Origin of the sequence: Streptomyces sp. SID3212, assembly GCF_009865405.1 — a bacterium.
In the GTDB taxonomy this organism is placed as follows: Bacteria; Actinomycetota; Actinomycetes; order Streptomycetales; family Streptomycetaceae; genus Streptomyces.
Genome location: NZ_WWJY01001043.1, coordinates 1 through 12,645, shown reverse-complemented (window position 1 = coordinate 12,645; position 12,645 = coordinate 1). Strand labels below are relative to the sequence as shown.

Sequence of the window (12,645 nt, the reverse complement as noted above, 5' to 3'; positions counted from 1 at the left end):
GACGCCACGGGTGCTTCGGGCGCCGGCCGGCGCCGGACCACCCCCGCCGCCCTGGTGACCGCCGGGGCCGCCGCCACCTACGCCGTCACCTGCCTCCGCGCCCAGTCCGCCGTGGCGCGCCACCCCTCCGCCCCGCGCGTGCGGGCCGCGGTGGGCGCCGGGATCCACGCCCTGCTGCCCCTCCAGGCCGCGCTGGTCGCCCGCGCCGGGGCGCCGCTGCTCGCCCTGCCCCTGGGCTTCGCGCTGCCCGTGGTCGGCCGGCTCGCACGGAAGGTGCCCTCGACATGACGACGACCCCGGGCACCCGGACCCCGGGCCCCCGCAACTCGCTTACCGACCCCGCCCCGGCCCCCGGGGCCCCGCTCCGGTTCGCCTACGGCACCAACGGGTTTGGCGACCATCGGTTGCCCGACGCGTTGCGGGTGCTGGCCGACCTCGGGTACGACGGGGTGTCCCTCACCCTCGACCATCAGCACCTCGACCCGTACGCCCCCGACCTGCCCCGGCGGATCGCCGACGTGCGGCGGGTGCTCGACGTCACCGGGCTCGGGCTTGTCGTCGAGACCGGGGCCCGGTACCTGCTCGATCCCTGGCGCAAGCACCGGCCCACCCTGCTCAGCGCGGAGGCCGACGGGCGCGCGCGGCGGCTCGATCTGCTCCGTTGCGCCATCGGCATCGGGGCCGAACTCGGGGCCGGGGCCGTTCACTTCTGGAGCGGGGCCGCCGACCCGGGGACCGGCCAGGACGAGGCCTGGGCGCGGCTGGTCGACGGGTGTGCCGAGACCGTCGCGCACGCCGACGCCGCCGGGGTCGACCTGGCCTTCGAGCCGGAGCCCGGCATGCTCGTCGCCGATCTCGCCGGCTACCGCAGGCTGGACGACGCGCTCGGGCGGCCCGACCGGTTCCGGCTCACCCTCGACATCGGCCACTGCCGCTGCCTCGAACCGCACAGCGTCACCCGGTGCGTCGAACTGGCCGCCGACCGGCTCGCCCACGTACAGATCGAGGACATGCGGCGCGGCGTCCACGAGCACCTCCCCTTCGGGGACGGCGACATCCACTTCCCGCCCGTCCTCGCCGCACTCGGCGCCGCCGGATACCGGGGACTCGTCTCCGTGGAGCTGCCCCGCCACAGCCACGCCGCCACCGCGACCGCCCGGCACAGCATCGAATTCCTGCGCTCCGCAGCCCTTCTCAAGGAGGTCGTACCGGTATGACAGCCCAGACAACGGCGGCGGCTCCCACGGTGGCACCGGCCGCCGTGTGCGACGCGCTCGTCCTGCGCACCCTCAAGGAGTGCCTGGCCTCCGGCCTCGGCCACGAGAGCCGTACACGACTCGCCGCCGACCTCGCGGCCGTCGGGGCGCAGGGCCCCGGCGCCCTCGACAGCCGCTTCCCCGCCGCCGGCCGCGTCTACGGCCGCGGCCCCCTCCCCGGCTGGTCCGGCTGGTCCACGGAGGACGCGGTCAGGACCGTCCTGCTCGCCCAACTGCCCCTGGAAGGAAAGGACCTGGCCGACGAGGCCGCTCGGCACTACCACCACGGCGACGCCGCCGAGCGGCGCGGAGTCCTCCGCGCCCTGGCCTTCCTCCCGGTCGGCGCGTACGGACTGGAACTGACCGACGACGCCCTGCGCACCAACGACGACCGGCTGATCGCCGCCGCGCTCGGACCGTACGCCAAGGTCCATCTCGACCAGTACCGCTGGCGCCAGGCCGTCCTCAAGTGCCTCTTCACCGGCATCCCGTTGGCCAAGGTGGCCGGCCTGCACGAACGCCGCGACGCCGAACTCGCCCGCATGGCCGCCGGGTTCGCCGCCGAACGCCGCGCCGCGGGCCGGCCGATCCCCGCCGACCTGTGGCTGGTCGACGCCTACGAGAGCTAGGACACGCCCTAGGAACTCCCGAGACCTCCGACCCCCGCCCCGCCCCCGACCTCCCGACGGAGCACCGGCCCATGCGCATCTTCGACCCACACATCCACATGACCTCCCGCACCACCGACGACTACCGCGCCATGTACGACGCCGGTGTCCGCGCCCTGGTCGAACCCGCCTTCTGGCTCGGCCAGCCCCGTACCTCACCCGGCAGCTTCACCGACTACTTCGACGCCCTCCTCGGCTGGGAGCCCTACCGCGCCGCCCAGTTCGGCATCCGGCACCACTGCACCGTCGGCCTCAACCCGAAGGAGGCCAACGACCCCCGCTGCACCCCGGTCCTCGACCTCCTGCCCCGCTACCTGGCCAAGGACGGCGTCGTGGCGGTCGGGGAGATCGGCTACGACACCATGACGGACGCCGAGGAACACGCCTTCGCCACCCAGCTCGCCCTCGCCGTCGAGTTCGGGCTGCCCGCCCTCGTCCACACCCCGCACCGCGACAAGGCGGGCGGCACCGCCCGCTCGCTCGCCGTCGTCGGCGAGTCCGGCATCGACCCCGGGTACGTCGTACTCGACCACCTCAACGAGGTCACCGTCGGCGAAGTCGCGGGCTCCGGCTGCTGGATGGGCTTCTCCATCTACCCCGACACCAAGATGACCCCGGACCGCATGGTCGCCGTCCTGAAGCGGTACGGCACCGAGCGGATCCTCGTCAACTCCGCCGCCGACTGGGGGCACAGCGACCCCCTGCTGACCCGCGCCACCGCGGATGCCATGCTCGCCGCCGGCTTCGACCACGACGAGGTCGACCGGGTGATGTGGCGTAACCCCCTCATCTTTTACGGACAGTCGGGCAGGCTCGACCTGGACGGCTCCAACGATGTACAGGCCGCGGGGCTGTACGCCGGAAACTCGATCGCCCGCGGCGGCAGCTGAGGACGATAGACGATGCGTCTCCACCACTCCGACTCCACCACGGTCCATGTCGCGTACTGCACCAACGTGCATCCGGCCGAGACCCTCGACGGCATCACGGCCCAGCTCGCCGAGTACTGCGAACCGGTGCGCCAGCACCTCGGCGCCGACCTGATCGGGCTCGGCCTGTGGCTCCCCTCCGACGTGGCCGCGCACCTCGCCACCCACCCGGAGGCCGTCGCCGCCCTGCGCCGTGACATGACCTCACGTGGCCTGGAGACCGTCACCCTCAACGGCTTCCCCTACCGGGGATTCCACGCGCCCGTCGTCAAACGCGGCGTCTACTACCCCGACTGGTCCGAACCCTCCCGCCTCACCTACACCCTCAACCTCGCCCGCGTCCTGGCCGGGTTACTCCCCGACGACGCGGCCCGCGGCTCCATCTCCACCCTCCCGCTCGCCTGGCGCACCTCCTGGACCGGGGTCCAGCGCTCCGCCGCCGCCCGCCACCTCGACGCCCTCGCGGCCGGCCTCAAGCAGATCGAGGCCGAGACCGGGCGGGTCGTCCGGGTCGGCCTCGAACCGGAACCGGGCTGCGTCGCCGAGACCACCGCACAGGCCGCCGAGGCGATCGCCGGCGCCGACCACGACTGGATCGGGCTCTGCCTGGACGTCTGCCACCTCGCCGTCCAGCACGAGGACCCGGCCGGCGCCATCGCCGCGCTGCTCACCGCCGGCGTCCCCGTCGTCAAGCTCCAGGCGTCGTCCGCCCTGGTCGCCGACCACCCCTCGGACCCGGAAGTACGGGAAGCCCTGCGCCCGTTCGCCGAACCGCGCTTCCTCCACCAGACCCGGGAACGGTCCGCCGACGGCACCCTGCACGGCAGCGACGACCTCGCGCCCGCGCTCGCCGGGGCGCTGCCGGGCGAGGCGCCGTGGCGGATCCACTACCACGTGCCCCTGCACGACCAGCCCGAGCCGCCGCTGCGCAACACCAGCGACGTACTTCAGGAGACCCTGCGGGTGGCGTTCGGCGGGGAGCGCGCGCTGACCGACCACATCGAGGTCGAGACGTACACCTGGGACGTGCTGCCCAAGGGGCTGCGCCCCGCCGGGCCCGCCACCGTCGCCGCCGGGATCGCCACCGAACTCGAATGGACCCAGCAGGAGTTGACCGGTCTCGGCCTGCGCCCCCACGAGGGCCCGTACGAACGAGCGCGTGACATCCCGCCGCAGGGCCCGTACGAGGGAGCCCCGTCATGAGAGGGAGTCCGGCAGGCCGCCGCAACCAGGTCGCCGTGCTCTGCACCGTCGGCCTCACCCCCCGCCTCCTCGCCGAGATGCCCAACGTCAGGGCCATCGGCGAAGAGGGCTTCACGTCCCGCCTCGACACGGTCTTCCCGGCGGTCACCGCCACCGTCCAGGCCACCTTCACCACCGGCCTCCTGCCCCGCGACCACGGAGCCGTCGGCAACGGCTGGTACTTCCGCGACCACGGCGAAGTCATGATGTGGCGCCAGCACAACGCCCTCGTCCAGGGTGAGAAGGTGTGGCAGGCCGCGCGCGCCAGGGACCCGGAACACACCACCGCGTACCTCTGCTGGTGGTGGGCGATGGGCGCCGACGTCGACACCGTCCTCACCCCGCGTCCCGTCTACCACCACGACGGCCGCAAGTCCCCCGACTGCTACACCACCCCCGCCGGACTGCGCGACGAACTCACCGCCCGGCAGGGCGAGTTCCCCCTCTTCCACTACTGGGGCCCCACCGCGTCCATCGCCTCCACCCGCTGGATCGCGGGCGCCGCCCGCCATGTCGCCGACACCCGGCGCCCCGACCTGTCCTTCATCTACGTCCCGCACCTGGACTACGACCTCCAGCGGTACGGCCCCGACAGCCCGCAGGCCGTGCAGGCGGCCCGCGACGCCGACGCCGAACTCGGGCCGCTGCTGGGCGATCTGCGCGACCGGGGCACCACCGTCGTGGCGCTCAGCGAGTACGGCATCAGCCCGGTCAGCCGGCCCGTCGACATCAACAGGGCCCTGCGCAGGGAGGGGTTGCTGTCCGTCTACTCCCAGCGCGGCATGGAGTACCTGGACCCGTACACCTCCAGGGCGTTCGCCGTCGCCGACCACCAGGCCGCCCACGTGTACGTCGCCGACCCGTCGGACGTCCCCCGGGTGCGCGACGTCCTCAAACACCTCGACGGGGTCGACGAGGTCTGGGACCGCACCGAGCAGGCCGCGTACGGCATCGACCACCCCAACTCGGGGGAACTGGTCGCCGTGTCCGACCCGGACGCCTGGTTCACGTACTACTACTGGCTGGACGACACCCGCGCCCCCGACTTCGCGCGCGGCGTGGAGATCCACCGCAAGCCGGGCTACGACCCGGCCGAACTCTTCTTCGACCCCGCCGATCCGGCGGTGAAGGCGAAGGCGGCACTGACACTGCTGCGCAAGAAGGCCGGGATGAGGGCGCCCCTCAACGTGGTGCCGCTCGACCCGACCCATGTCAGGGGCAGCCACGGACGGCTGCCCCAGGACGACCGGGACGGACCACTGCTGTTGTGCTCCGACCCGGGTCAGCGACGGGACCGCTACCACGCCACCGAGGTCAAGGACCTGCTCCTGCGCCTGGGCGGACTGGCCTGAGACCGGCCGTTACCGGAAAGGACGGAGAGAGGAGGGGCGGATGACGCCTCGGGGAAGCACCACGATCGACACCACGATCAGCGAGGTGTACGTACCCGACACCGCGCTCGCGGCCGTGGCACGCCTGCGGACGCTCGGCGAGGCGCACGTGTGGTGGTGGCCGCTCGGCGGCCGCACCGACCCGGCGGACTACGCCGCGCTCGACTCGGTGGAACGGGGCCGCGCCCAGCGGTTCCACGCCGAGGCGGACGCCGCCGCGTTCACCGCGACCCGGGCGGGCGCCCGGCGCGCGATCGCCGGGCTGCTCGGCATCACCCCGGGAGAGGTCGGCCTCGGCCGGCGGATCTGTCCCGGCTGCGGCGATCCCGAACACGGGCCGCCGTCCGTCGTCCGGCCGCCGGTGCCGCTGGCGGTCAGCCTGTCGCGTACGGCGGGGATCGGGGCGCTGGCCGTACGGGCCGGTGCCTGGGTCGGCGTCGACGTGGAGGCGCTGAGGCCGGTCGACGACAACCTGGCCGACGTGGTCCTGACCCCGTCGGAACGGGCGTACGTCATGGGCCGGCCACGGGGCCCCGAGCGGGACGCGGCCTTCCACCGGACGTGGACCCGCAAGGAGGCCGTCGTCAAGGCGGTCGGCCTGGGGCTGCTCGGCATGGAGCTGCACGCGCTCGACGTGAGCCCCGCCGACCCGGGCCCGGTCGAGGTGGCGCACACGTACCGCGCCGAGACGACCCACTGGGAGGTGCGGGACCTCGCGGTGCCGGGCCCGTGGTCCGCGTCCCTGGCCCGCCCGCTGGGGAGCACCCGGGGGGAGGTCCACCTCCACGCCCCGGCGGACACGCCCTAACCGGCCGCACGGCTACGGAAAGCGCCGCCCGGTCCCCTCCGGGCGGCGCGTCCGTATCCCCTCGCGTGAAAAGACGTGGCACGAAAAGAAGTTGAGTATGTGTCAGTAACACCCTGTGATAGATCGTATATAGATCTGGGGGTCAGGCTGGTCCCCGATGCCTTTACCCCTTGGAATCGCACTATGGAGAGGACTGGTCGCGCATGATCACCGAGAGGAGCAGCCGTCGTTCGCAGGAGAGCAGCAGCGGCTACCGCACTGACGCCCGGGGCCACGCCCTGCGCCTGGACGACGTGACCAAGGTGTACGGGAAGAACGGCCGGGGCGTCCGCGCGCTCGACGGAGTCTCGGTGACCATCGAACGCGGTTCCTACACCGCGGTGATGGGCCCGTCCGGCTCCGGCAAGTCCACCTTCCTGCACTGCGCCGCCGGTCTCGACAAGCCGACCACGGGGACCTCCTACATCGGCGACACCAAGCTGAACGACCTGAGCGAGACCAAGCTGACCAAGCTGCGCAGACAGCGCGTCGGCTTCGTGTTCCAGGCGTTCAACCTGATCCCCTCCCTCTCCGTGCTCCAGAACGTCGAGCTGCCCGTACGGCTCTCCGGCGAAAGCGTCGACAAGGCGTGGCTGGAGGAGATCCTCACCCGCGTGGGCCTCGGCGGCCGGGCCAAGCACCGGCCCGCGGAGCTCTCCGGCGGCCAGCAGCAGCGCGTCGCCATCGCGCGCGCCCTGATCACCCGCCCCGACGTCATCTTCGGCGACGAGCCGACCGGCGCGCTCGACACCGTGACCGCCAAGGAGATCCTGTCCCTGCTGCGGGCCTGCGTGAACGAGACCGGCCAGACCGTCGTCATGGTGACCCACGACCCGATCGCCGCCGCCTACGCCGACACCGTCCTGTTCCTCGCCGACGGCAAGCTCGCCGGCCGCATGGACTCCCCGACCGCCGACCGCGTCGCCGAGCGCATGACACACCTGGGAGCGTGGGCCTGATGCTGCGGTACGCGATCCAGACCCTGAGGGCCAGGAAGGGCAGCTTCATCGGCGCCTTCCTCGCCCTGTTCTGCGCGGCCGCGCTGGTCACCGCCTGCGGCATCCTGCTGGAGACCGGCCTGCGCGGCACCATCAACACCGAGCGCTACGCCGCCGCCCCGGTGATCGTCGGCGCCGACCAGAACGTCCACCAGACCACCGTCAAGAAGAAGAAGGGCAAGACCAAGACCAAGCACAAGGCCAAGCCGCTGGCCGAGCGGGTCTGGCTGCCGGCCGGCACGGACGACAAGCTCTCCGCGCTGCCCGGCGCCGCCCGTATCGTCTCCGAAGTCACCTTCCCCGCCTACGCGGTGGACTCCGGCGGCCGGATCGTCGAGGGCGTCGACGGCAAGAAGTCGTACGGCCACGGCTGGTCCTCGGCCGGCCTGACGCCCTTCGCCCTCACCGACGGCAAGGCGCCCGGCGCGGGCGAGGTCGTGGTCGACCGCGAACTGGCCTCCCGTACGGGGCTCAAGCCCGGCGCCGAGGTCGTCGTCCAGTCGACCGGTGCCCCCACCCCGTACAAGGTCAGCGGGATCGCCGCGCCCAGGAGCGGCGACCTGAGCCAGCAGACCTCCCTGTTCTTCTCGGACGCGGAGGCCCAGAAGCTCTCCGGGCGCGGCGGCCAGGCCGCCGTGATCGGCGTCCTGCCCAAGCCCGGAGTCTCCGCCGGTGAACTGGCCTCCCAGGTCAACAAGGCGCTGGCCAACGACGACGGCATCCGGTACAAGGTCGCCACCGGCGGCAACCGGGGCCCGGTCGAGTTCCTCGACGCGGGCGCCGCCCGGATCAAGATGGTCTCGATGGGCGGCGCCATGGGCGGTACGTCCCTGCTCGTCGCGATCCTCGTCGTCGTCGGCACCTTCGCCCTCTCCATCCAGCAGCGCCACCGCGAGATCGCCCTCCTGCGGGCCGTCGCGGCGACCCCCAAGCAGGTCAAGCAGCTCATCGGCCGCGAAGCCCTGATCATCGGGGCGCTCGCGGGTGTGCTCGGCTCGGCGATGGGACTGCCCATCGCGTACTGGCTCCACGGCAAGTTCGTCGACTTCAAGGCCATCCCCGAAACCCTGGAGATGACCTACAGCGTCGTCCCGTTCTTCGCGGCGATCGCCGCCGCCCTGCTCGGCGCCTGGGCCGCGGCGCGCATCAGCGCACGCCGCACCGCCCGGATCCGCCCCGCCGAGGCACTCTCCGAAGCGGCCATGGAGAAGCGGCACTTCGCCTGGAGCAGGCTCCTCACCGGCGCCCTGGTCCTCGCGGGCGGCATCGTCCTCGTCGTCGTCCTCAGCTTCCTCCGTACGGAACCGGCGTCGCAGCCCGTCACCTTCCTCTGCGTCGTCGTCCTGTCCGTCGCCGTCGCGGTCCTCGGCCCGGTCATCTCCCGGATCTCCGTGGCCCTCGCGGGAGTTCCGCTGCGCCTCTCGCGGGTCGGCGGCCACCTCGCCACGGCCAACGCGAAGGCGAACGCCAAGCGGATGGCCTCGGCGGTCACGCCGCTGACGCTGCTCATCGGCATGGCGTCCACGGTCCTGTTCGTCCAGACGACCATGGGCGACGCCTCGACGGCGCAGGCCAAGGCGGGCAACAAGGCCGACTGGGTGGTCGGTTCGAGCGGTCCGGGTGTCCCGGCCGGCGCCACGGCGGCGCTGCGGCAGGTTCCCGGGGTCACCGACGTGACCGAGGTGGTCCGCACCACGGTCCGCGTCGGCCTCGACAAGTACCCGGCGCAGGGCCTGACTCCGCAGGGGCTCACCGACAACTGGGACCCGGACGTCTCGCAGGGCTCCATCAAGGGCTTCGGCGACAAGAGCGTCGCGCTGAGCGACGTATCGGCCGACAACCTCGGCAAGAAGCCGGGGGACAGCCTGCGGCTGACCCTCGGTGACGGCACCGAGGTCATCCTCAAGGTCGCCGCCGTCTACGAACGCGGTCTGGGCTTCGGCGATCTGACGATGTCCCACACTCTGGTCTCGAAGCACGTCGACAACCCGCTCGCCTCCTCCGTCCTGGTCAAGACGGCCGGTGACGGGAAGGCGGGCAGGCAGCAACTGACCGCCGCGGTCAAGGCGTTCCCCGGGATCGCGGTGCTGGACCGCACCGAGGTCGACGGCCTGGCGGCCGACGTCCAGCAGTCCAACGCCGAGGTCAACTACCTGGCCATGGGCCTGATCATCGCGTTCACCGCGATCGCGGTGGTCAACACCCTGGCCATGTCGGTCTCGGACCGCACCCGCGAGTTCGCGCTCCTGCGGCTCGTCGGCACGACCCGCCGGCAGGTGATGTCGATGCTGCGCATCGAGTCGGCCCTGGTGGTCCTGGTCGCGGCCGTCCTCGGCACCGGCATCGCGTTCGCCGTCCTCACCGCGTTCAGCGTGGGGATGACGGGCGCGGCGCAGCCGTCGGTCGACCCGCTGATGTACGTGGGTGTGCTCGCCCTCGCCGCGGTGCTCGCGGCGGTGGCGACGCTGATCCCGGGGCGGTTCGCGCTGAGCAGCAGTCCGGCGGACGTGATCAGCTCCCGCCAGTAAAGGGGCCGTCACGGACCGGCCGGACCGCCACGAGGGGCGTACGGGAGGACATCCCGTACGCCCCTTCGGCGTGTGCGTCCCGCCCGGGCACGGAGGGCACCCCACGGGGACAGGCACCCACGGGGACGGGCACCCCACGGCAAGAGCCGGTCTCCAGGACCCCGGTCAGGGTCCTGGAGACCGGCTCTCGTGTCGTTCGGGCCGTCGGGGCCGTCGGGGCCGTCGGGGCCGTCGGGGCCGGCGATCCGGGCGGGGCGCCCGGTCAGCCCAGCACCGCGCCGTTGTCCGCCCGGTCCACCCGGCTGCGCCGGTGGTCCAGGTGCGCGTACACCCGGTGCAGCCAGCGGTCCGCGCCGTCGTAGGCCGGCGTGAACGACGTACGGCCGTGCACCGCCAGCCGGTTGTCGACCACCGCGAGGTCCCCGACGCGCAGCGCGAGCGCCGACATGGTCGACATGAACGCCTCCCGCAGCTCCGCCATGGCCTCGCGCGCCTCGTCGTCCAGCGGATGGGTGGCGGAGAAGTCCACCAGCACGTTGGGGTCCCCGGGGTCGCCGTTCAGCACGGCGTGCGCCGGAGTGGCGCTGTCCAGGGACCCGAAGGACGGCGGCGGCTCGGTGAGGAACCGGGGCTCCGCCAGCACCGCCCGAGTGCGCTCCGAGAGCAGCGGCAGCGCCCGGCGGATCGAGGACGTGCAGAGTTTCGCGTCCCCCGTCGCGTCCTCCCGTACGCACAGGAGTCCGACGTAGTCGGGGCGGTTGGCGTGAAAGGCGTTTTCGATGTGCAGTTCGAGCAGCACGGATCCCGCATTGCTCTGCGAGGTCTCATTTCCGGGAACGGGCACGACATTCTGTACGAGCGCGCCGGTCTTTTCGTTCCTGAACGCCACGACCTCGCCGAGCTGGAGCATCGCCGTGGTGATCACGGCCGCCGCGATCGTGGGAATGCGTTCGACCGATCCTTTCACGGTCGGTGTCACCGGCAGCGGCGCGTTCGCCACCACGGGCATGTCCCGCAGCAGCAGCACGCCGTCGGGGCCCGCGTCGTGGCGGAACTTCCTGAGGGTCGCCAGCAGGGTGCGCGGCAGCAGCGCCGAGGCGTCACGAGCCGCCTCCAACCAGGCCGGATCGTCGATCCGGGCCCCCGCGGCCACCTCCGGGGCCAGCTGCTCGGCGACGGCGACGAGCTCGCTCCGTTCGGCGTCGGTGAGTTCGACCGCGGTGACGGCGGGAGCCGTGAGAAGAGGCAGGGCAAGCGTATGGGTCTCGGACATGTGGGCATTCCTCGCGTCGATCGGAATTTACCGCCCCAGTCTCGGAGAAGGTGCTATCGCGCCCCTACGGGCGCATTCATGGGTACGGGAATCCACGACGTGCCGCGACGCGTATAGAGGGTCCATAGCCGCACGGTGCACGATCGCCGGGTGGCATTTCTGTCCGCGCCGCACGCGGAGAGGATCCGCGCCGCACGCGGAGAGAAAGTGAAAGAGGCCGAGAAAGGTCGAAGAGAGAGACTGTGAGGGAAATGGGAAAGTCCATGGCGTTCACACACGGAACACCGAAGGGCGAACACACCCGGCAGCCTCCCCACGCCGTGCCCGGCGCGACGGGCGTGCCCGGTACCGACGGAGAGGCGCACGTCTGGTGGTGGCGGCCGCCGGCCCAGCTCGACCCGTCCGACCTCGCCCTGCTCGGCACGGAGGAGTTCCGCCGCGCGCTCAGCCTGCTGGCGGAACGGGACGCGGCGGCCTTCGCGCACAACAGGGCGGCGGCCAGGAGAGCCCTGGCCGGGCTGCTGGGGATCGCTCCCGAATCCGTCGAGCTGGGCAGGCACCGCTGCCCCGGCTGCGGCGACCGCGGGCACGGCCCCCCGAGGGTCGTGGCCCCCGAGAGCGCGGCCCCGCTGGCGATCAGCATGTCCCGTACGGCCGACTGCGGGGTCTTCGCGCTCGGCGCGGGCACCACGATCGGGGTCGACGTCGAGACCGTACGCCCGATGCGGGAAGCCTCGCTGTCCGGCTCGGTCCTGACGGACAACGAGAGCGCGCACTTGCTGACGCTGGCCCCGGGACCGGCCAGGGACGCCGGTTTCCACCGCATCTGGACCCGCAAGGAGGCCGTCGTGAAGGCGGCCGGGCTCGGCCTGGTGGGCACCGTGCTCAACCGGCTGGAGACCTGGCCCGCCCACCGGGGCCCGGTCAGGGTGCTGCACACCTACGCGGGCCGTACCACCGCCTGGGCCGTCCAGGACCTGTGGCTCGGCGACACGGTCGCGGCGGCGGTGGCCCGTCCCCAGGGGGACCGCGCCCGGGGGCCCGTACACATCCATCCCGTACCGCGCACCGAGACATCCACCGCACCGGACCCGGAAGGAACGTAACCGCCATGACCGCACCGACCGTTGAGACCATCCAGACCGCACCGGCCGCACCGACCATCCAGACCGCTCAGACGGCTCAGGCCGCTCAGACCGTTCGGACCACGAACCGCCCCCGGACGCCCTCCCTCGCCGCCGAGCGCCCCGGACCCGCCCCCGCGGCCCTCCAGGAGGCCGATCTCGCCGCCTACTTCGCCGCCCTCACCGCCGCCGTCGAGCGCGACGACCCCGGCCCGTCCGCCGGGGCAGGCTGGGAGGAGCGCGAGCGGCTGTACGTCGGCGCCTGGGTCCGCCGGGTCTACGAACACCCCCTGTCCCCCCTCGTGTTCGCCCGCCCCCCGGGCCAGCTCGCCCAGGACGTCCAGCACGCCCAGGCCGCCGGACTCGCCCTGCGCATCGACGTCGGCCGG

The 12,645-nt window shown here is 72.6% G+C and carries 10 protein-coding genes and 2 pseudogenes; 11 read left to right on the top strand and 1 reads right to left on the bottom strand.

Annotation, left to right across the window (positions count from 1 at the left end):
- The 9 genes and pseudogenes from GT042_RS30640 to GT042_RS30600 all read left to right on the top strand — a co-directional run.
- Positions 1 to 288: pseudogene (locus tag GT042_RS30640) on the top strand (hypothetical protein); the annotation flags it as partial.
- The gene (locus GT042_RS30635; RefSeq protein WP_161311945.1) at positions 285 to 1,217 is read left to right on the top strand and encodes a sugar phosphate isomerase/epimerase family protein; all 933 of its coding nucleotides are present in this window, start codon (positions 285 to 287) and stop codon (positions 1,215 to 1,217) included. The pseudogene GT042_RS30640 and the gene GT042_RS30635, both read left to right, overlap by 4 nt.
- Positions 1,214 to 1,885 carry an EboA domain-containing protein gene (locus GT042_RS30630; RefSeq protein WP_161311944.1) on the top strand — a complete coding sequence of 224 codons (672 nt, stop codon included), beginning with the start codon at positions 1,214 to 1,216 and terminating at the stop codon, positions 1,883 to 1,885. Before GT042_RS30635 ends, GT042_RS30630 begins: the two co-directional genes overlap by 4 nt.
- A 71-nt stretch (positions 1,886 to 1,956) precedes the next feature.
- Entirely contained in the window at positions 1,957 to 2,814 is an 858-nt protein-coding gene (locus GT042_RS30625; RefSeq protein ID WP_161311943.1) for a TatD family hydrolase, read from the top strand.
- Positions 2,815 to 2,826: 12 nt separating this feature from the next.
- Positions 2,827 to 4,056 carry a metabolite traffic protein EboE gene (gene eboE / locus GT042_RS30620; protein WP_161311942.1) on the top strand — a complete coding sequence of 410 codons (1,230 nt, stop codon included), beginning with the start codon at positions 2,827 to 2,829 and terminating at the stop codon, positions 4,054 to 4,056.
- Complete coding sequence (locus tag GT042_RS30615; protein WP_202534221.1) at positions 4,053 to 5,447, top strand: nucleotide pyrophosphatase/phosphodiesterase family protein; 1,395 nt, start codon at positions 4,053 to 4,055, stop codon at positions 5,445 to 5,447. Before eboE ends, GT042_RS30615 begins: the two co-directional genes overlap by 4 nt.
- Before the next feature lie 40 nt (positions 5,448 to 5,487).
- On the top strand, positions 5,488 to 6,294 hold the full coding sequence (locus GT042_RS30610; protein WP_161311941.1) for a 4'-phosphopantetheinyl transferase superfamily protein: 807 nt from the start codon (positions 5,488 to 5,490) through the stop codon (positions 6,292 to 6,294).
- Positions 6,295 to 6,497: 203 nt separating this feature from the next.
- Positions 6,498 to 7,292: an ABC transporter ATP-binding protein gene (locus GT042_RS30605; protein WP_161311940.1), complete on the top strand. Its 795-nt coding sequence runs from the start codon at positions 6,498 to 6,500 to the stop codon at positions 7,290 to 7,292.
- Positions 7,292 to 9,859, top strand: coding sequence for an FtsX-like permease family protein (locus GT042_RS30600; RefSeq protein ID WP_202534222.1), 2,568 nt, complete (start codon positions 7,292 to 7,294; stop codon positions 9,857 to 9,859). The genes GT042_RS30605 and GT042_RS30600 overlap by 1 nt, the downstream gene beginning before the upstream one ends.
- Before the next feature lie 262 nt (positions 9,860 to 10,121).
- On the opposite strand, the gene GT042_RS30595 is transcribed toward GT042_RS30600, so the two are convergent.
- Complete coding sequence (locus GT042_RS30595; protein WP_161311938.1) at positions 10,122 to 11,132, bottom strand: TauD/TfdA family dioxygenase; 1,011 nt, start codon at positions 11,130 to 11,132, stop codon at positions 10,122 to 10,124.
- Positions 11,133 to 11,395: 263 nt separating this feature from the next.
- Between GT042_RS30595 and GT042_RS30590 the strand changes: the two genes are divergently transcribed.
- Positions 11,396 to 12,238 (top strand): 4'-phosphopantetheinyl transferase superfamily protein, encoded by an 843-nt coding sequence (locus GT042_RS30590; RefSeq protein WP_161311937.1) that lies wholly within the window; start codon positions 11,396 to 11,398, stop codon positions 12,236 to 12,238.
- Positions 12,239 to 12,243: 5 nt separating this feature from the next.
- Positions 12,244 to 12,645: pseudogene (locus GT042_RS30585) on the top strand (hypothetical protein); the annotation flags it as partial.

Excerpts from the sequence above, each read along its gene's own strand:
- GT042_RS30635 (WP_161311945.1), top strand. The coding sequence starts at position 285 with ATGACGACGACCCCGGGCACCCGGACCCCGGGCCCCCGCAACTCGCTT.
- GT042_RS30630 (WP_161311944.1), top strand. The coding sequence starts at position 1,214 with ATGACAGCCCAGACAACGGCGGCGGCTCCCACGGTGGCACCGGCCGCC.
- GT042_RS30625 (WP_161311943.1), top strand. The coding sequence starts at position 1,957 with ATGCGCATCTTCGACCCACACATCCACATGACCTCCCGCACCACCGAC.
- eboE (WP_161311942.1), top strand. The coding sequence starts at position 2,827 with ATGCGTCTCCACCACTCCGACTCCACCACGGTCCATGTCGCGTACTGC.
- GT042_RS30615 (WP_202534221.1), top strand. The coding sequence starts at position 4,053 with ATGAGAGGGAGTCCGGCAGGCCGCCGCAACCAGGTCGCCGTGCTCTGC.
- GT042_RS30610 (WP_161311941.1), top strand. The coding sequence starts at position 5,488 with ATGACGCCTCGGGGAAGCACCACGATCGACACCACGATCAGCGAGGTG.
- GT042_RS30605 (WP_161311940.1), top strand. The coding sequence starts at position 6,498 with ATGATCACCGAGAGGAGCAGCCGTCGTTCGCAGGAGAGCAGCAGCGGC.
- GT042_RS30600 (WP_202534222.1), top strand. The coding sequence starts at position 7,292 with ATGCTGCGGTACGCGATCCAGACCCTGAGGGCCAGGAAGGGCAGCTTC.
- GT042_RS30595 (WP_161311938.1), bottom strand. The coding sequence starts at position 11,132 with ATGTCCGAGACCCATACGCTTGCCCTGCCTCTTCTCACGGCTCCCGCC.
- GT042_RS30590 (WP_161311937.1), top strand. The coding sequence starts at position 11,396 with ATGGCGTTCACACACGGAACACCGAAGGGCGAACACACCCGGCAGCCT.